At 38.4% G+C, this 24,260-nt stretch carries 20 protein-coding genes; 19 read left to right on the top strand and 1 reads right to left on the bottom strand.

The features are described from left to right. Positions 1–104: 104 nt before the first annotated feature. The gene (locus HMPREF1535_RS14580) at positions 105–1,403 is read right to left on the bottom strand and encodes a hypothetical protein (RefSeq protein WP_046146693.1); all 1,299 of its coding nucleotides are present in this window, start codon (positions 1,401–1,403) and stop codon (positions 105–107) included. A 205-nt stretch (positions 1,404–1,608) separates the two neighbouring features. Between HMPREF1535_RS14580 and HMPREF1535_RS14575 the strand changes: the two genes are divergently transcribed. The 19 genes from HMPREF1535_RS14575 to HMPREF1535_RS14490 all read left to right on the top strand — a co-directional run bounded on the left by HMPREF1535_RS14575 (position 1,609) and on the right by HMPREF1535_RS14490 (position 24,228). Further along, positions 1,609–1,857, top strand: coding sequence for an NVEALA domain-containing protein (locus HMPREF1535_RS14575; RefSeq protein WP_052716718.1), 249 nt, complete (start codon positions 1,609–1,611; stop codon positions 1,855–1,857). Continuing rightward, positions 1,854–2,912, top strand: coding sequence for a BF3164 family lipoprotein (locus HMPREF1535_RS14570; protein ID WP_046146692.1), 1,059 nt, complete (start codon positions 1,854–1,856; stop codon positions 2,910–2,912). The genes HMPREF1535_RS14575 and HMPREF1535_RS14570 overlap by 4 nt, the downstream gene beginning before the upstream one ends. Before the next feature lie 8 nt (positions 2,913–2,920). Next, positions 2,921–3,802: a DUF1573 domain-containing protein gene (locus tag HMPREF1535_RS14565; RefSeq protein ID WP_046146691.1), complete on the top strand. Its 882-nt coding sequence runs from the start codon at positions 2,921–2,923 to the stop codon at positions 3,800–3,802. A 207-nt stretch (positions 3,803–4,009) separates the two neighbouring features. Continuing rightward, a complete protein-coding gene (locus HMPREF1535_RS14560; protein WP_046146690.1) occupies positions 4,010–4,246 on the top strand; it encodes an NVEALA domain-containing protein in 237 nt (78 codons plus the stop codon). Positions 4,247–4,418: 172 nt separating this feature from the next. Continuing rightward, on the top strand, positions 4,419–5,507 hold the full coding sequence (locus HMPREF1535_RS14555; RefSeq protein WP_046146689.1) for a 6-bladed beta-propeller: 1,089 nt from the start codon (positions 4,419–4,421) through the stop codon (positions 5,505–5,507). A gap of 5 nt (positions 5,508–5,512) precedes the next feature. After that, positions 5,513–6,532 (top strand): hypothetical protein, encoded by a 1,020-nt coding sequence (locus tag HMPREF1535_RS14550; protein WP_046146688.1) that lies wholly within the window; start codon positions 5,513–5,515, stop codon positions 6,530–6,532. A 132-nt stretch (positions 6,533–6,664) separates the two neighbouring features. Beyond that, the gene (gene lepB / locus HMPREF1535_RS14545) at positions 6,665–7,540 is read left to right on the top strand and encodes a signal peptidase I (RefSeq protein ID WP_046146687.1); all 876 of its coding nucleotides are present in this window, start codon (positions 6,665–6,667) and stop codon (positions 7,538–7,540) included. Between the two features lie 52 nt (positions 7,541–7,592). Continuing rightward, positions 7,593–9,539 (top strand): transglutaminase-like domain-containing protein, encoded by a 1,947-nt coding sequence (locus HMPREF1535_RS14540; protein WP_244275630.1) that lies wholly within the window; start codon positions 7,593–7,595, stop codon positions 9,537–9,539. A gap of 86 nt (positions 9,540–9,625) precedes the next feature. After that, entirely contained in the window at positions 9,626–10,741 is a 1,116-nt protein-coding gene (locus HMPREF1535_RS14535) for a 6-bladed beta-propeller (RefSeq protein WP_046146685.1), read from the top strand. A gap of 27 nt (positions 10,742–10,768) precedes the next feature. After that, positions 10,769–11,788 carry a hypothetical protein gene (locus HMPREF1535_RS14530; RefSeq protein WP_046146684.1) on the top strand — a complete coding sequence of 340 codons (1,020 nt, stop codon included), beginning with the start codon at positions 10,769–10,771 and terminating at the stop codon, positions 11,786–11,788. Positions 11,789–11,803: 15 nt separating this feature from the next. Continuing rightward, positions 11,804–11,968: a hypothetical protein gene (locus tag HMPREF1535_RS25835; RefSeq protein ID WP_154670876.1), complete on the top strand. Its 165-nt coding sequence runs from the start codon at positions 11,804–11,806 to the stop codon at positions 11,966–11,968. Between the two features lie 10 nt (positions 11,969–11,978). Beyond that, positions 11,979–13,901: a discoidin domain-containing protein gene (locus tag HMPREF1535_RS14525; protein WP_046146683.1), complete on the top strand. Its 1,923-nt coding sequence runs from the start codon at positions 11,979–11,981 to the stop codon at positions 13,899–13,901. Next, positions 13,898–15,748: an O-antigen ligase family protein gene (locus tag HMPREF1535_RS14520; protein WP_046146682.1), complete on the top strand. Its 1,851-nt coding sequence runs from the start codon at positions 13,898–13,900 to the stop codon at positions 15,746–15,748. The genes HMPREF1535_RS14525 and HMPREF1535_RS14520 overlap by 4 nt, the downstream gene beginning before the upstream one ends. Before the next feature lie 197 nt (positions 15,749–15,945). After that, positions 15,946–17,370 (top strand): DUF4221 family protein, encoded by a 1,425-nt coding sequence (locus HMPREF1535_RS14515; protein ID WP_222861287.1) that lies wholly within the window; start codon positions 15,946–15,948, stop codon positions 17,368–17,370. A 43-nt stretch (positions 17,371–17,413) separates the two neighbouring features. After that, on the top strand, positions 17,414–18,700 hold the full coding sequence (locus tag HMPREF1535_RS14510; RefSeq protein ID WP_244275629.1) for a BF3164 family lipoprotein: 1,287 nt from the start codon (positions 17,414–17,416) through the stop codon (positions 18,698–18,700). A 26-nt stretch (positions 18,701–18,726) separates the two neighbouring features. Further along, the gene (locus HMPREF1535_RS14505; RefSeq protein WP_046146680.1) at positions 18,727–19,920 is read left to right on the top strand and encodes a 6-bladed beta-propeller; all 1,194 of its coding nucleotides are present in this window, start codon (positions 18,727–18,729) and stop codon (positions 19,918–19,920) included. A gap of 137 nt (positions 19,921–20,057) precedes the next feature. Next, positions 20,058–20,504 carry an HU family DNA-binding protein gene (locus HMPREF1535_RS14500; protein ID WP_046146679.1) on the top strand — a complete coding sequence of 149 codons (447 nt, stop codon included), beginning with the start codon at positions 20,058–20,060 and terminating at the stop codon, positions 20,502–20,504. Positions 20,505–20,704: 200 nt separating this feature from the next. Continuing rightward, positions 20,705–22,657 carry a hypothetical protein gene (locus tag HMPREF1535_RS14495; RefSeq protein ID WP_244275627.1) on the top strand — a complete coding sequence of 651 codons (1,953 nt, stop codon included), beginning with the start codon at positions 20,705–20,707 and terminating at the stop codon, positions 22,655–22,657. A 32-nt stretch (positions 22,658–22,689) separates the two neighbouring features. Then, entirely contained in the window at positions 22,690–24,228 is a 1,539-nt protein-coding gene (locus HMPREF1535_RS14490) for an alpha-N-arabinofuranosidase (protein WP_046146677.1), read from the top strand. Positions 24,229–24,260 lie beyond the last annotated feature (32 nt).

Raw genomic sequence — 24,260 nt, 5'->3', positions numbered from 1 at the left:
ACAAAATCCCAAATTGCCATTTTGATAGTGAATAGCGATTTTGAAAATCGCTTTGATACGTTAAAAAATATTACCCGGTAGGGTATTTTATTTTACTCGGTATATTAATCCGATTTACCCGGTAGAGTAGTGTCATTTTGATAGTTGGAGAAAGTCATCTGATAACCGACTTTCCTTATTGACTTAAATTCAATGCAGGAGAACGGTTCTACATCTTCCCTCAAACGCTTGATAGCGGCAGATACACAATCCCTGTCTGAATCTCCTATCTCATCTTTAACAAACCGTTCCAAAACATCTGTACAAATATATTTATATGTCAACATATGATCTTCCGCTTCAACAAAGTGCCGGAACAGACTTAAAGAATTGTTTTTTAACTGAATAGCTATCCCATTCGCATTACGTAAAACTCCATACTTCTTCGAAAAATAGAAACCACAAGGCAATTCGATCCAGATTATTTTTTCATTTGACGATAAAGGGACTATCCACTTTAATAACTTCTCTAATTCAAATTGTTTTTGTCCGATCAATTCCGCTTGTTGTTTATTAATCGCATCTGTTTCCTGTTTTTGATCATTCAATTCGACCAATTCTGCTTGCAACTGTTCAATCGATTCGGACTGCTGTTTATTAACTTTCTCTGTATTTCTCTGCTTGGTTTCCAACTTGATCAATTCTGCTTGTTTTTGTTCAATTGATTCAACTTGTTGCTTATTAATCTTTTCTATTTCTTGTTTTCGAACCTTCAATTCAACCAATTCTGCCTGTAACCGTTCAATTGATTTAGATTGTTGCCGTTTGATCAAATTCTGCCTATTAAAATACCAACCGCCGCCAACCAAACCGACCAGAATCAAAAAAGAAATACACCAAAACCATCCCATCCGTCCTAATATCATACCAACAGGAAAATCAGCATAAGCCTGAAGTGTTATGTTTTTATCTTTCTCCTCGTTCAGCCTGTAAACAATAGATTTTAAAAATATAGCATCTTTATATAAGGCACTATCAGCAGAAGTATCAATTACTTTTCCTTTCCATATACAACGGATCGCGACTTTCGCTGGTATACCCTGTTCTCTCAATAAACTATGAAAAAGACTATCCAGTACATGACGATTCGAATCACGAGTCGTTATATAATCCTGATCACACCAGGCCATTTTCTCATCTCCTGGAATATCGTTCGGAGAATATTGAGGATCGTAGAACTCAGTCTGTCTTCCAGAGATTCGTTTTATATCTTTCTGTATTGCCTCTGTAAATAGAATAGAAGCATCAGCATGCAATTTTCTATTTTGCTTCTCATAAGTATACATAAACCAGAATACAAATAAAGAAATGACTCCTGCTCCAACAAATATAAACACTAGTATATTAATTACTTTTCTTTTCATTTTTTCTTACAAATTACCGACATTATTGACATTTTACCGACATCTTTACTATATATCAAGAAGTTAGCAACCATATCATGACCAAACTCCTAACAGCCTATTTTTCAATCAATATATTATAATTACTTTTGTTGTCAAATGAAAGATATAGATAAAACCTTCGTTAGCAGCAAATATAATAAAAACAGTCTAAAATAAAAAAAACATGAAAAACATTATTAAAACAGGACTCGTCCTTTCGTCACTATTTGGTGCCTGGTATTTTAGCCACACCACTTCACAGAAAAATTTAATAAATGATCTGGCATTTGAGAATATAAATGCATTAGCATGGGATGCAGAAAATCCTCCTACAGAAAATTTCAAATGTTACGGATGGGGGGAAGTTGATTGTTATGGTATTAAAGTTGAAGTAAAATACAGCGGTTTCAGCCTAACTCCTGAATCCGAATGAAATCTCTCCCCTCCATATTATTAATAGGTATTAGTACCCTTGCCGCCTGTTTCGGAAATCAGCAAACCACTTTCCCCCGGTACGCTGACTTTCCTGAAACAAAGGCGATCAAGGCACAGGTCGCAGACCTGGATACTGTCCTGCTCCGTTACCCATTCCGGGTAGCGGTCAGGGATAGTATTGCAGTGGTGATGGACCTGCATAATATGGATCATTTCCTGCATGCTTTTACCTATCCCGGATGGAAGCATCTCGCCTCCTTCGGCAAACGCGGGGAAGGACCGGAAGAAATGCTTTCTGCTGAAAATATCCAATTCAACTCCTTAGACTCTTTATGGGCGATCGACGCCAATAAGATGGAGATTACACGTTGGAAAATATCTCCTTCTACCCGCTCAGCGGAGCGCGTCGAAGAGATCAAGCTGGATAAGAAATTAGTACGTTCACTGGACTTTCATACGATGGAATCAGGGTTTTTCATTCCGGATTACATGGGAGAGTTCAGGTATTGGGAAGTCGACAGCAACGGTAAGCCGGTCAAAAGCATCGGAGAAATCCCAGGCGAAACGATCGACGAAAACACCGTCCGCCCGGCACTTGCTCAGGCATGGAGAAGTTTTATGGATTACAATCCCGACAACGGCACTCTGGCAATAGCTACCCAACTGGGAGAAGTCCTCGAAATCTTTAATCTGAAAGATAACACTCATAAAGTCCTTTATGGTCCCGCAGGTGAACCGCAATACAAAACGGCAAAAGACGGCACAGGCGTTCCCACCGGAATTATGGGGTTTAGCGATATAAAGGTGACAAGCAAATACATCTACGCTGTTTTTCAGGGTATTAAGTTCGACGATAAAATTGCCGCTATCAAACAAGGGAAAGAACCTGAAAACGGAGCAAAGTATATCTATGTATTCGACCTGAAAGGAAATCCGGTACGCAGATATGAACTTGATCACCGCATTAACAGTATGGACATTAACGAAGAAACAAATACGATCGTCGCCACCGAGGCGAAAAGTGACGATCCGATTATAGAATTTAAGATTTAGCAAACGATATGAAAGCCTTTTATCTTTACATATTATTAATAGCAACCACCTTCTTCTCCTGCCACAACAAGCAGAAAGAGAAGGAAAATAAGATTGCGCATCTGGTCAGCGAATGGCAAGGGAAACAAATACAGTTCCCTGAAAACCTGACCTTCACACGCTATCTGACAGATACTACGGATTTTCAGATTCCGCAATCCGAATATAAGGTATTAATATATGTAGACTCTATCGGCTGCACCAGTTGCAAACTGCAACTTCATAAATGGAAGGAACTGATCGAATATACAGATTCAGTAACACAAGGAAAAGTTCCTTTCCTCTTCTTCATGCATCCGAAAGATGCGAAGGAAATACGTTACCTCCTAAGACGAGACGCATTCGATCGCCCTATCTGTATTGATATAGACGATCGACTAAACAAACTGAACAAATTCCCGGCAGACATAACTTTCCAGACATTCTTGTTGGATAAGGACAATAAAGTCACTGTATTAGGAAATCCGGTACATAACACGGCTGTGAAAGACCTGTATCTGAAACAGATCACAGGCAAAGACAGTCCGAACAAGAATATTCCTAAAACAGCCGCCGAAACAACAAAGGCAGAAATCGACTTCGGTACTTTCGACAAATCGGAAGTAAAAGAGACAACCATAGAAATAAAAAACACCGGGGACAATCCCCTTGTGATAGTGGACGTAAGTACCACCTGTGGCTGCACAGCAGCCACCTATGACAAACGACCTGCGAAACCCGGAGAATCTCTTCGGGTAGGAATTAAGATGACACCGAAAGACACAGGTTTCTTCGATGAAGTCGTTACGATCAAGTACAATAGTATTAACAATCAACCTGTCAAAGTAAAGATAAAGGGGAATGTTCGGTGATCGAACGAATGGGAGTTTGCTGCACGACAGCAAATAGTACAAGCAAACTCCCGGAGACCCCGAAAAGGAGGTGTATCAAGGTAATATAACCGACAAAATAGAATGATACAGGTGTCATTCGACTATCTAATCCGAATAATAGTAGGCAAAGATAGAAAATAGCCTGATTAAATAATGATTTTAATAAATAATTAAACATATACGGATATGAAAAAGTTATTCGGTATCATAGCTCTAGTTGCGATAGCAGCTACAGCTAGTTGGAATTTCTGTCAGAACCAAGACAAAGTGGAACTGTCCGACTTATCATTGGTAAATGTAGAAGCCTTAGCACAAAGTGAATTACTACCAGATGCTTGTCATTATACGATAGTTGTACGACCAGGAACTGATCTTAAACCAACTAGAGATTGCATAGATGGTGGTAGCAGTTTTTGTTTCTAAATTCTAGATAAAAATCTTTATTTTTGAATAAAATAGAATATTTACTCAAAAATAAAGAAATTTTCAATATATCTTGGATGAATTTGATAAATAATCATCCAAGATATATCATATTAATATACTTATATTCATTTTTCTCATGATAAAACTCTTAATAGTACTATTAATAATAATGACATTCAATTCGTGTTCAAATAATGAACAAACAATTAATGTAGAAACAATCATTTTTGATGAAAAAATCAAAAACGACATAAAGGATGAAATTATATGCAAATTCATTCCACTTCAAACTACAGATGAATGTCTTTTTGAAGATATACGAGCAATCGATATTGTTGAAGATAATATATATATCATCGATAGAAAAGGTGATCATCTATTTGTTTTTGATTTATCCGGAAAATTTATTACACAAATAGGAAAAAGAGGAGATGGACCAGGAGAGTATTTGTTATTAACTAATTTCCATGTTGATAAGGAAAAACAGATCATCACATTAGCTGATCCACATCAAGATAAATTATTTAATTACAATTTAAATGATTACAAGTATATAAACGATCAAAAAACATTTTACTTTTCCGACTGTTGCTGGTTACCTGATGGAAATATTGCCTGGGCATTTCATAAAGGATACAACAGTGGCAAAAGAGATAAACATTATGTAAAAATAACAGATTCAAAATTAAATGACATTAAATTATTATACCCAATGAATTTTTCTCCTGAATATCTAATGGTTCCAGGAAGTTTTTTTTACACGCTAAATAAAAAATGTTTTCTTAACATACCTTTTATACCAACAATATATGAGGTAACATCTGAAAAATTAATACCAACATATCAATTAGAACTGGGTAAACATAAATTCGCTTCACTGGAATGGCTAAAGGCTAATGCTGAAAAAAATTTTTACAGAACAATATCCAATACAGATTATATTTCTGGTCAATATGTAATAGAGACAGACGATTATATTTGTGTTGAATACTATACAAAAGGAATGAATCCACATATTGGATTTTATAATAAGAAAAACGGAGAATCATTTAAATATAAAGTTTCTGATTTTATAGAAGTCACCGGATTGAATGGACTGTTCCAAGTCAAAGGAACACATGAAAACAATTTTATTTTCACAATATTACCAAGCGAACTAAAACAAAAAAATACAACTATACCAGAGCTAAAATCCATCATTGGTGATATAAAAGAGGATGATAACCCAATTCTTTGTCTATTAAAATTCAAACAATAATAAAAATGAAACATATATTATTATCTTTATTTTTTTTATTCACAACATATTCGTGTCATAATGGTACTACAATCAAAGAATATACCATTTCAACTCAATCAGACATACTATCTGACAGCAAAATTATTTTCTCAAAAGAAGATAATTGTTATTTATATGACTTAAAAATAACAGATAACTTTTACTTATTCCTTGATGAGAAAAGCGATACGGTACTTAGAGTTTATAAAAAAAACAATCTATTACAAACACATAGCCTATGTAGAAGTTCCGAAAAGGGTAAATTATGGATGCCTTTATTCACTAAAGAGACACACGAGGAATCTGAAAAAACAGACAAGACCTTTTTGGTGGACAACAATATTTATTACAAAGACTTAGAATTACATACAAACAATAACAACATAGATATAAACATATTAAAGTTATTAAAACAACAAAATATGTTCAGTCGTGACTTCAACATCACCACTAAAGAAACATACGCTATACCAATAAGTAGAGATAATAAAAATCCATTCTATTTTTTCAATCCGGATTCTGGATATTATTGGGTGGACCCATCCCCGTCAATAGAAAAAATGATGCCAAAAGATGTTTTGTCATATACAAATACAATTTGTCTAAACGAAAATCAAAACATGATTGTTTCCGCCTATAGATTTACAAATTATATCTCTTTTTACACATTGGACGGAGCATTAAAAACAACTGTTAAATTTGGAAAAGAGTCTATCAGCCCTGTATTATCTCATGAACAAGATAAAATAGATATTAGAAATACTCCTAAATGTTTTACTTACATTTGCGGAACACCACAATATGTATATTGTTTATACGATGGTTCTAGTGATTTTACAAATCCTTCTAAAATTGTCGTTTTCCAATGGAATGGAAAACACGTAAAAACCTGGAAATTAAACCGAAATATACGAGCAATAGCTGTTGATAAAAAAGACAAATACATTCTTGCCATAGCATCCAATAATAATGGACAAGACATTATAAAATATAATCTAGAATAATAAACATAGATACAACACAAACATACGATCAAATACCCGCTAGTGCATTATTAAGGTTCACTATTCCGGAAAGGATCGTTAACCAACGGATATTTTTTATTGAAAACGACAGTATAAAAAGCTATTAATTCGATGAAAGAGAATAGAAAAATACATACCCTGATCAACAAAGCCATCAATATAGTCTTCTGGCTATGTATGACAGTTACTCTATGGTTTGTTTTACAGGTATTTATCTTTGCTTCTTTCAAAATCCCCAGCGATTCGATGGAACCGGGATTAATTACAGGAGACAATATACTTGTCTGGAAACCAACCATTGGACCTCGCATATTCAACCTGTTTGCCTCCATGAGAAACGAACAAACAGAGATTTATCGCATTCCCGGTTTCAAAAAGATAAAACGCAATGATATTCTGGTTTTCAATTTTCCGCATCCAAACAGTTGGGATAAAATTGAAATGCATATACTCAAATATTATATCAAACGGTGTGTCGGAATACCGGGAGATACCTTATCCATCCGAAACGGATTCTTTCATGTGGAAGGCGTACAAACGCCTCTCGGCAACATGGAGTCACAAAAAGGAATAGCTGCGACTGAGAAATTTCAAGATGGTATATTTCAAAGTTTCCCATTCGACAGCATCATCGGTTGGAACATCAAAGATTTCGGACCGCTCTATATACCGGCAAAAGGCGATTCCATTACTTTAGATCGTACAAACTTCCGGTTATATAAAAAACTGATCGAATGGGAACAACAGGAAAGTCTTCAATACAAGGATTCTACGACTTTTCTTAATGGAAAGCCGATCTACGGATATCGTTTCCAAGAAAACTATTATTTCATGGCAGGCGACAAAGGCATAAACTCACAGGATTCACGTTATTGGGGATTACTACCTGAAGAATATATCGTCGGGAAAGCATGGATTATCTGGAAATCGGTAGACCCATACACGGATAAATTCAGATGGGACAGATTTTTGAAAATTATTCACTAATAGAATTGATTATAAAGTAATCCCTTCATATATGTATCAAAATTACAGTAATATGAAATTAAATCTGTTTGCCACAATTGTACTTGGGCTGTATCTGTTTCTTTTATCGGGATGCAGCAACACCAACAATAGACAATTGGAATTAGCCTTACAAACCGCAGGAAATAACCGGCAGCAACTTGAAAAAGTTATACAACATTATCAAAGAGATAAACAGAAAGAAGATGCTGCAAGGTTTCTGATACGGAATATGTTGGGAAAATACTATCAGGAAGGAGATCGAATTGATAAATTCCACCAGTTTATCGACTCTGCATACCAGATAAAACAAGAAGAATACGACCAGCAGACTATAAATAACACTTATAAAACAAACAACAAACACCAACAAGACGACGCTAAGCAACAAGCTGACTTGCAACAACTAAATGCAAATTTCCTGATTACACAGATAGATGCAGCTTTTCTAGTATGGCAAAAACCCTGGAACAAACATCTTTCTTTTGATGAGTTTTGCGAATGGATACTCCCCTACCGGATTGGAAACGAATTGCCGGAGATATGGAGGGAAGAATACTATAATGCCTTTTCCGGATTATTAACAGATAGCATATTGACCACCCGCGATGCCTGTATTGCTATCAACAATGAACTGATTAAATTACCGATCCATGTCTTTAACGATTTCCCAAAACCGGCGGACATAAAACCCAGTAGCCTTATCCATATAAAATTCGGTTTATGCGGGGACTATACCAACCTGGCAATATATGCCATGCGATCTGTAGGGATACCTGTTACAACAGGAAGTATTCCGCATTGGGGACATAGCAATAATAGCCACGCGTTCAATCTTCTATATGGCGAAGACGGAAACTATTATGATTTTGCTGGAGGTGAGCACCATCCGGGGGATCATCTCAAACGTTTTGATGGCATACCGAAAGTCTATCAGAAAACATTTTCCATACAACAGACTTCTTTAGTGATGACAAATACATCTAAAGAAGAAATTCCTGCATTCTTCAAAAATCCTTTCATGAAAGATATTACGGACCATTTTCCTGCTATTCATCCGCAGACCGTATCCATTCCATTGAATAGAACCTGCCACAATAAATATGCCTATCTATGCGTATTTGATCCGCAAGGGTGGTTCCCGGTTGATTGGGGAAAGATATCCGATAAAAAAGTGACATTCAACCATATCGGTCCGAATATTATCTATCAGGTCAACAGTTATGAGAATAACTCTTTACAACCGTTAAGTTCTCCCTTTGTCGTCGATTCTACCGGAAAGGTTACTCTTTTCGAATGCAGGAGAGAAAAAGAAGACCTGTACCTCGAACGCAAATACCGCGAACCCAAACATCTCGAAGCCATACCTCCGGCATTCGTTGGTGGCAGATTCCAGGGATCGGATTATGCGGATTTCCGGATAGCGGAAGATTTATATACGTTCACAGAAGCTCCAAGTTTCAAGTATACCACTATCGAGGTGAATCCTAAAAAGAGTTACAAATATTACAGATACCAGTCTTCTCCCAATCTACGGGGAAATATGGCTGAACTGGAATTTTACGATACAAATAGTCAGCAAATACTAAAAGGGGAAATTATCGGAACAGACAACACCAGCATCTACAACCCGCATGCGACCAAATATAATGTATTCGACGGAGACCCTCTCACCTTCTTCCACACACGCGACAGCATGAGTTGGGCAGGTCTGGCATTACCCAAGCCGGCACATATTAACAAAATACGCTATATCATCCGGAATGATGACAACGGAATACGAAAAGGTAATCTCTATGAACTTTTCTATATAGATGAATCGGGTGCATGGGCCTCTGCCGGAAAACAAACGGCAGAGCAGGATGAATTATTAATATATAAACAGATCCCCCAAGGTACTTTATACTGGCTACGCAATTATACCAGAGGAAAAGAAGAACGGATATTTACGTATGAGAAGGGGAAACAGGTTTGGTGGTAAAAATAAGTCATAATTATTCAACACAATATTTTCAAAGCTTACAAAGAATGAATATCTTTACGGACAGACTGAAAAAACACTGGCAAATGAAATACTTTATACTCTCATTATCAATATTCTTATTATACTCATGTTCTAAACAGGAACAAGTAACTGATACTAAAAAAATTATTTTTAATGAAGAAGCTAATCCGGACTTTTTCAATACTCTCACATGCAAGTTCATTCCATTGGAAACAAATGACAGTTGTTTGTTTAATGATATCAAAGAAATCCAAATTGTTGATAACAAAATATATATTATTGACAATAAAAGAAGTAAGTTACTTGTTTTTGATATTTCCGGTAAATTCATTACCCAAATCGGTAATTTAGGTAATGGACCTGGAGAATATCTAGCACCTTCAAACTTTAATATTGATAAAGAAAAACAAACTATCACAATTGCAGATGTAGGCCAAAGTAAACTCTTATATTACGACTTAAATAATTATCAATACATAAATAGTCAAAAGGCATTCTATTTTTGTAATTGCAGCTGGTTGCCAGATGGAAATATAGCTTGGGCAATAGAAAATGGTTATGATTCAGGTAAAAGGGATCCACATTATGTGAAAATAACAGATTCTAATTTAAACACTGTCAATTTATTATATCCTACGGATTTTAAACCTGAGTACTTAATGGTTGCCGGATCATTCTTTTATACATTTAACCAAAACTGCTATCTTAATTTACCTTTCATTCCAACAATATATAAAGTCACTTCTCAAAAAATAACACCAGTTTATGAATTAGATTTTGGCAAACAAAAATTCGCATCAATGGAATGGTTAAAAAGGGAGGCTGAAAAAAATTATTATGGAACAATATCCAAAACAGAATATATATCTACACAAACAGTAAAAGAAACAGATGACTATATTTGTGTCGTATATTATGCACAAGGTCTAAATGCATATATCGGTTTTTACAATAAGAAAAATGGGGAATCTATTAAACTAAAAGGATCTGATTTCGCAAAACACACTAATTTATATGGACTTAGCCAAGTCAAAGACACATATAATAATTATTTCTTATTCTCCATGTTAGCTTGTACACTAAAAACATATAAAAGTTCTCTACCGGAATTACAACCTATTATCAAAGATATAAAAGAAGATGATAATCCAGTCATTTGTCTATTAAAGTTCAATTAGAATTATACAATTAAATAAAAATTGCATATGAAATATATATTATTATTTCCACTTCTATTTATGGCTTTTTCATGTCATAAAGGAACAAAGATCAAAAATTATAACATATCTACAAAAGTAGACAAACAACTGGCTGGTGAAATTCTACTCTCAAAAGATGATCACTGCTATTTTTATGATTTAAAAATAACAGACAATTTCTATTTATTTCTTGATCAAAAATCTGATACAATACTTAGAGTATATAAACAAGATAATCTATTTACCCTTCATAATAGCTCATGCAGAAGTTCGGGAAAAGATAAACTCTGGAAGCCTTTGTTTACAAAAGAAATACAGACTAATTCTAATGATAAAGATATTACCTTTTTGGTCGATGAAAATCAGTATTATAAAGACATAACCCTAAACAATCAAAATAGTGATATAAAAATAAACACATCTAAACTATTAAATCTTAGAAATGTATCAGGTCGTGATTTTAACATCACAACCAAAGAGGTATACGCTATTCCTGTAAATAGAGACAGTAAAAGTCCATTCTTTTTTTTCAATCCTGACTCCGGATTTTATTGGGTAGATCCATCTCCCTCTGTTGAGAAAGTGATGCCTAAGGATGTTTTATCATATATTAATACGATTTGCTTGAACGAAAGTCAAAATGCTGTCGTTTCTGCTTGCAGATTTACAAACTTTGTATCTTTCTACGAATTGAATGGAACATTAAAGACAACTGTCAAATTTGGAAACACACCTATCGTACCTGTTATTTCTCCCAATCAAATTGGCATAGATATTAGAAATACAACCAAATGTTTCACTTATATATGCGGAACACCACAATATGTATACTGTTTATATGATGGTTCGTCTGATTTCACCACTCCCTCAAAAATAGTAGTTTTCCAATGGAATGGAAAACATATAGCTACATGGCAAACTGATCGCATCCTGCAAACAATAGCTGTAGACAAAGAAGACAAATTCGTTCTGGCTATTGCATCCAATGATAATGGCCAGGATATTATTAAATATGACTTGAAATAAAATACAAATAGTACTATGCGAAACGAATTCTTTCATGTGGAAAGCGTACAAACGCCTCTCGGCGACATGGATTCGCAAAAAGAGATAGCTGCAACTGAAAAATTTCCGATTATCTGGAAATCAATTGATCCGTATACAGATAAATTCCGGTGGGATCGTTTTTTAAAAGTCATTCATTAAATCTAAAACAATGAAAAAAGTATTTATAACAGGAATAAACATACTATTAGCCGTTTTTCTCATCGCTTGCGCTTCATCGGATAGCAAACGTCTGGAGCAAGCACTTTTGTTTGCCGGAGATAACCGGGGCGAACTGGAAAAGGTATTAAGCCATTATGAGAATAATCCGGAAAAACTGGAAGCCGCCCGTTTCCTGATCCGTAATATGCCCCGATGGTACGGATATGAAGGATGGCAACTGGATTCTATCAAACCGGTATTGATACAAAAAGATAAAGGAGAAGCCGTTCCTAAAGAGGTGATAGCAAAATGGCAACGGGTTTCTTTCTATTCACTGCCGAAAGTATATGACGCCAAAGTGATCACGGCTGATTACCTGATCGAGAATATCGACCTTGCCTTCGATGTGTGGAAAAGGTATCCGTGGAACCGGAATCTGGGATTCGATGATTTTTGCGAACTGATCCTTCCTTACCGGATCGGAGACGAACCGTTGTCATCCTGGCGGAAGCTGTACCATGATTATTATACGGCCATACTCGACTCGGCTTATCAGGGGAATGATGTGATTGAGGCTTGCAAAGCCGTCGATAAAGATCTGAAAAGAGTTTATTACCGTTGGAACACGGATTTTAGCATACCTCATCAAAGTGCGGACTTCCTGTTCTATCATCGCGTCGGTTTCTGTAGGGAGGCTTGCGATGTCACACTTTATGCCATGCGTGCCTGCGGCATTCCTGTCGCCAGTGAATATTTCGTTTATTCTCCTGAATACCAACATCCTCACTTCTGGACTGTGCTACGCGACACTACCAGAAAGTTCATCCAGTTCGGTTTCAATGAGTTTGAAGCATCCCGCATAAATCCGGGTACCGACGGCAGAAAAAAAGGGAAAGTCTACCGCTACTGCTTCGGAGCACAGGATGAACTGTTTTCCGGAATTACAAAAGACAATAAAGTGCCGGCTTTATTCAGGGATCGCTTTATCAAAGATGTAACAGCCAATTATTTCGGTGAGAATGAAGTATCCGCCTCCGTGCAGTCTGCATACGAAGATTATATCTATCTGGGCGTTTTCAGTCCGGGCGGATGGATTCCGGTCGATATCGCACACAACAACAAGGGGAATGTGACTTTCCGGAATCTGGAACCTGATGTTATTTACCAGCCTTTGATCTCGGACGGGCAAAACCACCGGGCAGCAGGTTTTCCGTTTATTTATAAGGATGAAACAGTTCATTTGCTAAAGCCGGATACGACCTCCATGAAAAAAGTTATACTGAAAAGAAAAATGTCGCTTATGCCAACTATTGCCGAATTTCTTTATCGGGCCATTATCGGATCAAAAATAGAAGTGAGTGCAGATCTTTCTTTTACCCGACCGGATCTGGTATATCAGTTCAATGATACATTGGATTACAATTATTACGAACTGACTCCACCGGATATTAACAAGAAATACAGATACATAAAATATATCGCTCCATCAGGAAAACAAATGGAACTCAGTGAGCTTTCTGTTTTCAAGGATTCCTTATGCAAAGAACAGATTCCATTAAAACGAATGAACGATATAGAACCTGTACGGGCATTGGATCATATAACAGACGGAGACATACTCAGCTATTTTCAGGCAAGAGATACTTCTTGTTTTATCACATATGATCTGGGAAAAATGACAACGATTGGAAAAGTCGTTTTCTCACCACGAAACGATGACAATTATGTCTGGCCAGGAGATGAATACGAGCTCTTCTATCAGGACGGAGTAAACGGGTGGAAATCGCTCGGGGTTCAAACGGCTACCGGCTGGGAACTGGAATACCGTGTTCCGGACAATGCGTTGTTATGGCTGCGCGACCGGACCAAAGGACGGGAGGAGCAGGTGTTTATTTACAAAGAGGGGAAACAGTATTTTACAGTTGATTTATGAAATACAGACAATATATAAGTTACTCACTGCTCGCTATCAGCGGAATCTTTCTGCTGTGCACCGTTTTTGCTACAGACACAGGACTGGCTAACGGGCTGGTCACAGGAAAAGTTCTTTGGTTTCATCTGGCGATGTTGCTACTGGCTGCATGCAGTCTGGTGGCGGCTGTTCTGACGAAATCGGTAAAACCATTTGTCTTTTCGGTCGCAGACGGATTGGTGCTGATTTTGGCGGCTATTGTTGCACTTACTTATAACCGGCAGCTGGATCCCGAACCGGAGAAAATGTTGTTTGGCGGGCAATTAGTCGTATTGTGGTTTCTGCTGCGGTTCATATTGACCGGATGGCCGCAGTTACAGCTATTTTTCCTGGCGGTGGTTGTTGCGACCGGAGGGATTGAAGCCGTGTCGGGGATGCGACAGTTACATGGATTCGAGGGATCTAACCATTCCTTGTTCAAGCTGACCGGGGATTTTTATAATCCAGGGCCTTATTCGGGGTACCTTGCAATTGTTTTGCCGGTTTGTCTGTGGATGATTTTGGAATGGGGGAAAGAGAAGAGAGTGCACAGCCACGCGTCTCTACGGTATTTGGGATGGATCTGTTTGCTGGCGATCATCGTCGTGCTTCCTGCCGGGATGAGCCGGACGGCATGGATAGCGGCTGCCGTTTCATGCGGATGGGTGTATTGGGTGCAACGGATCGGATGGGAAAAGACTAAAAGATACATGAATGGAAACCGGACCTTGACTATCGTATCTTCTATTTTGATCCTGATCTCTATAGCCGGTGCATTGGCAGGTATTTATCTGCTAAAGAAAGATTCTGCCAATGGCCGGCTACTTTTATGGAAAGTGACGGGGCAAGCTATCAGGGAACAACCCTGGACAGGAACCGGGACGGGTGGTTTTCCGGCTGCTTATGCAGAAGCACAGGCGGAGTATTTTACTTCGGGAAAGGCTTCGGAGACAGAGATGATGGTTGCCGGATGCCCGGAATATGGATTTAATGAATTCTTACAAATTGGTTTGGAACAGGGGCTGGTGGGTTTAATGGTTTTTGTATTGTTGTTAAGCTATTCCTTGTTCCGGGGGGTAAAAAACAGACAGGCGGGAGCGGCCGGAGGGATATTGGCGCTGATGGTGTTCAGCCTGGCATCGTATCCGTTGCAGTTGCCGGAGTTCTGGGTGGTGTTGGTGGTGTTGATGGGGGTGGCTAATAGCAATACTCCGGTTGACGCTGATATTTCGGTTGCCGCTGACACACCCCCTACCCCCTCTCGAGAGGGGAGGAAGATACTTTCTGTCGCTATGATAGGGGTGCTGGCTATATGTTGCGGGTGGATTTTCCGGCAGCAGAAAGGGTATTATGAAGGATATAAAAAATGGAATACGTTGAAGATGTTGTATAATAGTAAGGCTTATGAGGCGGCGGGTGAAGGATATGAGGAACTGGTGTCGTTGATGGGACATAAACCGGAGTTGCTGTTCGAGGCAGCACAGTGCCTGAGCAAATCGGAACGGTTTGAAAAGGCGAACCGGTTGTTGGAACGGGCAATGAAGTTGAGCGGTGATCCGATGATACATTATATGGCGGCAAAAAATGAGCAGTCGATGGGAAACTATCAAAAAGCGGAAAATTTATTGCTGCATGCGATCGATATGTTACCGGAACGGATCTATCCGTATTACCTGCTTACCAAACTTTACTCGGAACCTACTTTCTTCCAGGAAGATAAGTTTATCAAAGCGGCTGACGCCGTACTAAAAAAAGAACCGAAAGTAGAGAGCACGGCTATCCGGGAAATGCGGGAAGAGGTCAAGATATTAATTCAAAACAGAAAATAAATTTTATTCAGAGTATTTTTCAATGGATAAGAAGATTTTCATATCTTTACACACAAACAGATAAATTCTCTTACCATATGATACGAATACCAAAAACATCATATCACATTTTCTGTAATTGGACAAAACTACTGCTTGGTACACTTTTTCTCTGTTCATGCGAAAATCATCAGAAAATATCTTTAAATCAGAATCTGATGATTGACACAATCAACATTTCAATAGGCGACAGTTGTCTTCAAACATACACCTCGCTAAGAAATAGAGTTTGCGAAGACAAATTATATTGCTTCAATAAAATACAACACAGTATTGATATATTTAATCTATCTACTCAAAAACTATCTAACCAGATAAAAATAGAACACGAAGGAGCAAATGGCATAACCAATATAGATGCTTTTTGTGTTTATGGAGATTCTATTTTCATTCAAAATGAAACCAGCTATACAATAATAAATCATCAAGGTAAGATTATCAAAAAAATATCCAGGGAAAAACTAAACAACCTCATTGACAACAACGAATATTCTATTTTCCCAACAAACATCACATTATCTAATTTTGAAAATCTCATCTTTGACAATAAACACGATGAATTAATAATACCAATTAATACAGTACCACCGTCAAATTTAAAAGGTAAAAATTGTATTGCAACAATAGATATAAAAAAAGAAATTGTAAACTTACTCCCTATATACTTCCCTCCCACCGTCACAGATAAGTATTATGGAAAATTATCTACAGCACAAATACTTAGCAAAGGAGACAGCATTATATACAATTTTGGAAATTCATCAAAAATATACATTTATAATCGTAGGAATAAAGAAACCTATGAATATGATATAAAAAGTAATTTCACGGATAATTTATCTGAAGACTTAGACAAAAATGTAAATACAAAAAAAATATTTGATCACTATTTACATTCTTTATTCTTTCACAATATACAATATGACCCATATAGAGATTGCTATTATCGTATACATACTAATAAAAACAACAATCCGTCGGCATTTAATGACAAAGAGACATTTCTAACAATCATAAATTCAAATTTCGAAAAAACAGACGAAATAAAATTACCTGAAAATACTTATCCAATATATAATATATCAGCTAATGGATTAATCTTTTTCACCATGATAGGTTTACAGGAAGATTCTTTTAGCTATATCAATTTAACAACAGACAATATCAACAAAATAACTAAGAATTACACTCAATTAGATACTACACAAAAATCAGAACAAATCATAAAGGAAGAAAAAATAAAGAAAACAATACTTCCTTCATCAAAGCATTCCAAAAAAGATTCAATAATGACTACTGACAAAATAAATTCTTTTGTCAGAGAGAACATGATTTATCCCCAAGAAGAATTAAAACAAAATATAGAGGGATATGTACTTATCATCCTTGAAAGCGATAGTACAGGAAACGTTATAAGTCATAGAATATCAGAAACTGGAACAACAACTGATAATGAAAACTTTCGTAAAGAAGCTCTCCGGATAGCTCATTTAGTAAAATATATCTATCCTAATATTACATTCTTTTTTCATGTACCCTTTCTTGTTGATAGATATTTTGAAACTCACAAAAAGGAATCATAAAAATATTGACTATATTTACGAACAAACCGAAAAACATGGACAAATGAAACATCTCTCTTACATATTAACAAGTATTAGTACCCCTATTGCGTGTTTCAAGAATCAGAAAATCACTTCCTCTAGGTATGCTGATTTCAGGAGACAAAGACGGGCATTGCTACCAAAACAAAAAGTGAAGGCTTCTGTAATAGTTACTACAATATGGAATTTCAGTCAAAGTCCAGACAAGAAAGTAATAAACATCGTAATGTCTATTGCTATCCTTGGTGTATTTATCTGTTGCAGCAATAAAGATAACAATCAGTATTTTAATGGAGATATACGATACCTCGATAACAGTAGTATGACTACAATAAACATCGAAAGTAAATCCGTTCCATTAAATGGGGACAATACCGGAATGATAGCAGTATATGAGTCACTGCTAATTTGTTGGAGTCCTAACTACCCTAATCATTTTTTTAATATATTCAATGTGGACACGGGTGAAGAAATCGGTTCTTTCTGTGAAAAAGGGCAAGGTAGCGAAGAGGCAATATCCGTTAATTGTATAATGCAATTATTCAAAAAAGGAGATGATATAATGACAGTACTTTACGCTTCTAATGAAGGAAAGTTGTTTTTATGGAATGTAAGTCAATCTATAGAAAAAGGGACAACGGTATATGATACAATTGTTCCGTATAATAATAATCGTATCTTCTTTAACTTTTATCAGTCCGATGATATATTGTTTGCCTACAAACCTGCTGAATATTTAAATAACAATGAAGCAACTACGCCGTTTTATGAAAAACGTACGATTTATACTAATGAGTTAATACAGGAATATCCGATTTACAAAACAAAATCAGTACATAACAGTAATAGCGATATCGCGAGTTCAGTAGATTTCTTTTTTTACACATGGGACGCAATGAAACCAGATGGCTCTAAAATTGTCCAGGTCATGAAACATCTTCCACAAATAAACATTTTAGACATTCATACTGGTAATATTGTTGGTTACAGAATGAAAGACGGTCCCGATTTTTCTCTTTTAGAAACAGATATGAAGTCAATGAATGTATATTATAATTGCGTACATGCGGATGATAATTATATTTATGCGACTTACTGGGGAAAAAAACCTTGGAATGATCATCTTGGTGTTGAATTACCAACCTTTAATACTATCCATGTATTCGACTGGAACGGAAAACCTCTTTATCAACTTGTAACCGATCAATCTTTTTTTCGTGTATGGTCAGATCCGGTTAGGAAACGGCTATATACTATAAATCTGAATAATGACGAAGTGTATTATTTAGATTTAGAAGATTTGAATTAGAAGCCTGACTACTAAAATAGAATAGGATGAAAAGCATTTATACAATCTTAGTTATGCTTCTGACAATAATGGCAGGATGCGGTGGTAACAAAAAATCTGACTGTCAAAAGGAAGACTCTGATACTATTGCTATACCGGATACTTTTATTACGATTGACGTTAGTAAAAAATATCCTCTAAAAGAGTTAATTCTTCAGGATATTATGGATGTGGAATATATTGCATTAGAATCCACGGACGAATTTCTTTGTCAAGGCATCGTACAAGCCATAGGTAAAGAAATCATATTAGTGAAAAATGTCATCAACGATGGCGATATCTTTATCTTCGACCGAAATGGCAAAGGTTTGAGAAAGTTTAACCGGAAAGGGCAAGGTTCTGAGGAATATATATTCAACCTAAGTGCCTTCGTAGATGATAACAGCGGTGAAATATACATTGATGAAATAATAAGAAACGTTCTGGTATATGATTTTCAGGGAATTTTTTTAAAAAGTATCCCCAGAGGCGATAACAAATGGATTAATGCTACGAATTACAACCAGGATTATTTGATTGCCAGGGAATCACCTTCCATCCAGATACAAAATAAAACGGATTACCAACGTTTTGTTATCATTTCCAAACAAGACGGGAACATTGCTAAAGATTTTCGAATCTATTTTAAAAAGAAAGTTGAATGGGGAATAACCAACCGCGCAGAAAATACAGGGGGTGCTCCTCGTCTTTATCCTATCGTTCCTTACGATGATAGTTGGTTGTTAACGGAACCCTCGTCCGATACAATATTCAAACTCTCACCGGATTACAGTCTGACTCCTTTCATAGCCAGAACACCATCTATACAATCGATGAAACCAGCCGTATTCCTTTTACCATGTATATTTACCGACCGCTACTATTTTATGGAAACAGTAACGATGGATGCCGACATTTTAAGGAATGAGAAATTCCCAAAGACACATTTAATGTATGACAGAATAGATAATACATTATTCGAATATACTGTATTCAATGATGATTTTTCTGAAAAAGTCCCCGTGAACTTAACTATGCAGGAAACTACAAATAGTGAAATCGCCTTTTGTCAAAAATTAGAACCTCACGAACTTATTGAGGCTTACGAAAAAGGGCAATTAAAAGGGAAGTTGAAAGAAATTGCTGCGGAGTTGGAAGAAGATTCAAATCCTGTAATTATGCTGGTAAAATATAAAAAATAACTTCTATACCCTCTTATTCCCTTTTAAACCTATCTATCTCCATCTAAACCGTTTTTGTGTTTCGGCTGGAAGTTACTTTTGTAATGTTTTCGAAAACAGATGAAGTAATTTCTATTAACACTTAAAAAATTAAAATTATGTCAGTAAAGTATCGTTTAGTCGAACGTAACAACATGGGGAAAGACAAAGAAGAAACCCCGAAAAAGTTATATGCACAACCGGTTTATTCGGATTTGGTAGGATTTGAAGAATTATTGGGTGAGATCAGTGAAGCCGGTATTCCTTCCAACCAGGTAAAAGGGGTTATGGACCGTATGAACTACCTGATCAAAAAACATTTGGCAGCCGGACGACGGGTACAGTTCGGTGAATTCGGAAACTTCCGTTACGGAGTTGGTTCTACCGGAGCTGCTGAAAAAGAGGAATTTCAAACCAATATGATAAAAATTCCACGAATCATTTTCAGTCCGGGAGCGACCTTGCGTAAAGCCCGTAAGGATGCCAATTTCGAGAGAAAGGAAGAGATTGTTACCCAAAATGACGGCGGTGGCAACGGTGGCGGCGACAGACCGGAAATTGAATAGACGATCTGATTTCAAGTTGCTGTAATGTAAAAGGGAGTGCTTCTACGTTTTGAGGCACTCCCTTCTTTTATCCCTTCCATATATATTATAAATTCCTCTGCAAAATAAGAATCATTTCCTTTGGCTTTGTCCTGATATTTACATACATTTGTTGGCAGTAACCTTATTAGAATGAAGACTTTAGACAAAATCACATATTTATGAAACTACACTTATTCTATTTCGTTCTATGCTTTATCCTTTTGTCCTGCCAGTCTGATAAATATCACTGGAAAAACCAGGATGACAGAATGGTTCTCATGTCCGGAAAAACGGTTGTCGGAGAGTTGAACCCTTCCGTAACAAAAGGAATGAATCGTACAGATCAGATTGAAATGCTCGATTCCTGTACGTTTAAGATCACCTGCCAATACACAGCATTGGAAGACATGGAAACAGCCAGGATTAACCTGGATTTCGTACACAAATCCGCCTCCGATTACTGGATGATACCTTCCGTCTCTTACAACGGAAACAACTGGGGACGGGGAAAAGAGCCCAAAGGTGCACAGCAAAACGGGAAATGGCGAACTTATTCCTACCGCAGCACACCCATTCCCGGAGCAACCTACTCGGAAGGAACACGGTTTGCCGTTGCCATGTGGAGCGACGTCCCCCAGAATGAAAAAGAGAGTATCTCCTGTTCCCTGATGCCGGACAGGGAGACCACTACCCACCGGCTTATCTGGCCGGAAGAAGAAATGCCGGTCATGTATGCAGCCAGGGACCGCTACAAACCGGGATATCAGAAACAGGAAAAATTATCCAAAGGGGAAACGGTCACATTGACCGCTTATCTCTCCGTCTGCGACGTGCAGCCTCATCATTATGCCATGCATAACTTCTTGCACGAAGCCTGGGAGCGTGCCGACAAACAAGAGACAGCCATTTATCCACCCGCCAAAATATGGGAACTGGGCCTCCGGTATGCTAAAGAATATCTTTGGACGAAAGAGGGTGCTTTCAGTGGATTTACAATCGGTTTCTCGCCGGATAAAAGCGGGGAATGGAGTAAACGGAAAGGATACGAAATAGGTTGGTGCGGACAAAATGCGTCTTTTGCCAATTCACTGCTTTTCGATTATATCAAACATAATAACAAAGAATCTCTGGACAAAGGGGTAGCCACCCTCGATGCATGGGCCAAACTCTGCCGGCTGCCCAACGGACTTTTTATCACGAACTATGACCGTATCTCCGGCCAGAGAAGCCAGATCGACAATGTCGTCATAGATGCCTGCAACCTGGGAACGGCCGCCCTGAATTATTTCGAAGCGACTGAACTGGTGAAAGCCTGCGGACTGGAAAGACCGGATTATGAAAGCCTGGCTTTCGGTATCTGCGATTTCGTCAGAAACGACCAGCAGAACAACGGAGTATATGGTCGCGGCTGGTATCCGAACGGAGAATGTTTCTACCGGGAAGGGACTATCGGTTGTTTCATGGTTCCCCCCATGCTCGAAGCATTCTCACGTTCGAAAGACTCCACCTATTTATCTTCCGCAACCCGGGCTTACGATCATTATGTGAGCGAACTGAAAACAAAAGGATATTCTACGGCTGGGGCTTTGGATACTTGGTGTATCGACAAGGAGTCATCCATTTCCCTCCTGCGCTCGGCTTTGAAGCTGTATAACCTGACAAACAACAAAGAATACCTCGATAATGCCGTTGCCGTCTCCTACTATCTGTCCACCTGGTTGTGGCATTATAACGGCGTTTATCCGGAAAACGACAACTTCACCCAATACAACTATAAGACTTTCGGTGCGACTTCTGTTTCCGTGCAGCATCATCACCTGGACCCGTACGCTTTGTTCTGGGTGCCGGAATGGTTCGAGCTGACGAAACTGACGGGAGACAGCCAGTGGAAAGAAAAAGCGATTGCCATCTGGAATAACGGTTGCCAACTGATATCCGACGGTACACTGGTGATAAACGGACGTGTCCGCCCTGTCGGTTCCCAGAATGAAGCTTATCTGCAAAGTCACTGGAACTGGGATGCCGCATCTCATTTCGACCGGATCAATTCATGGCTGGTGGCCTGGCCCGGTGCTTTCAGGCTGGAAACTTTGAGGAAGCTGGATGCCATCGATGCACCACAAATACAGTAAAAAGTTGTATGTGAACATTTAAAAATAATATCATGAGAAAGTTATTCATCAGTGCCCTTGCTTTTCTGGCACTTCCTTTGTTTGCTCAAAAAGAGGCAAGCATCCGTGTGTATCCCCAGCAAGGAACACAACAAATCAGCAAACACATCTACGGACAGTTTGCCGAGCATCTCGGAACTTGTATTTATGGCGGCCTTTGGGTGGGTCCCGACTCTGACATACCTAATACACAAGGGTATCGTAATGATGTGCTCAACGCCCTGAAAAAGTTGCAAATCCCCAACCTCCGCTGGCCGGGCGGCTGCTTTGCCGATGAGTATCACTGGATGGACGGTATAGGCCCGAAAGAGAACCGTCCGAAAATGGTCAACAACAACTGGGGCGGAACGATCGAAGATAACAGTTTCGGAACCCATGAGTTCCTCAACCTCTGCGAGCTGCTGGGATGCGAACCTTATATCAGTGCCAATGTCGGAAGCGGTACGGTGGAAGAAATGGCCAAATGGATTGAATATATGACTTCGGAAGGTGACAGCCCGATGGCACGCCTGCGCCGTCAGAATGGCCGCGACAAAGCCTGGAACGTAAAATTCATCGGGGTCGGTAACGAAAGCTGGGGCTGCGGAGGCAGCATGCGCCCGGAATATTATGCCGACCTGTACCGCCGCTACTCTACCTACTGCCGCAACTACGACGGAAACCGTTTATTCAAAATTGCCAGCGGTGCCAGCGACTACGATTATAACTGGACGGAAGTACTAATGAAAAACGTTGGCGGCCGCATGGACGGGCTTTCCCTGCATTACTACACCGTTTCCGGTTGGAACGGCAGCAAAGGCTCGGCAACAAATTTCAACAAAGACGATTATTACTGGACAATGGGGAAATGCCTGGAAATAGAAGATGTGATAAAAAAGCATATCACGATCATGGATAAGTACGACCCTAAAAAGAACGTAGCCCTGATGCTTGACGAATGGGGTACCTGGTGGGACGAAGAACCCGGAACCATCAACGGTCATCTTTACCAGCAGAATACCATGCGCGACGCTTTCGTTGCCGCCTTGTCCCTGAACGTATTCCATAAATACACCGACCGTCTGAAAATGACCAACATCGCCCAGATTGTCAACGTTCTCCAATCCATGATTCTGACCAACGGCCCGAAGATGTTACTGACGCCTACTTATCATGTATTTGAAATGTACAAAGTGCATCAGGATGCTACATTCCTGCCGATGGACCTGATCTGTGACAAAGCCCGGGTACGCGACAACCGCGAAGTCCCGATGCTGAGCGCATCCGCTTCCAAAGATAAAAACGGTCTGATCCACATCACGCTGGCAAACGTAGACATCGACAATACGCAAAACATCACGCTTGACCTGCAAGGCCAGAAAATATCGGGCGTAAATGGCCGCATCCTGACCTCCGCCTCCATCAACGACCATAATACGTTCGAAAAACCGGACGCAGTAAAACCGGTGGCTTTCAACGATGCCAAAGTGGAGAAAGGGCAGCTGAAAATCAATATTCCGGCCAAATCCATCGTTGTACTGGAAGTGAAGTGAATTTTTCAGGGTAAGGATATTTTATTTCGGCC

It is taken from the genome of Parabacteroides goldsteinii DSM 19448 = WAL 12034 (assembly GCF_000969835.1).
Classification (GTDB): Bacteria; Bacteroidota; Bacteroidia; order Bacteroidales; family Tannerellaceae; genus Parabacteroides; species Parabacteroides goldsteinii.
Note: the sequence above shows the minus strand (reverse complement) of the source record. Positions and strands in the feature narration are given on the sequence as shown.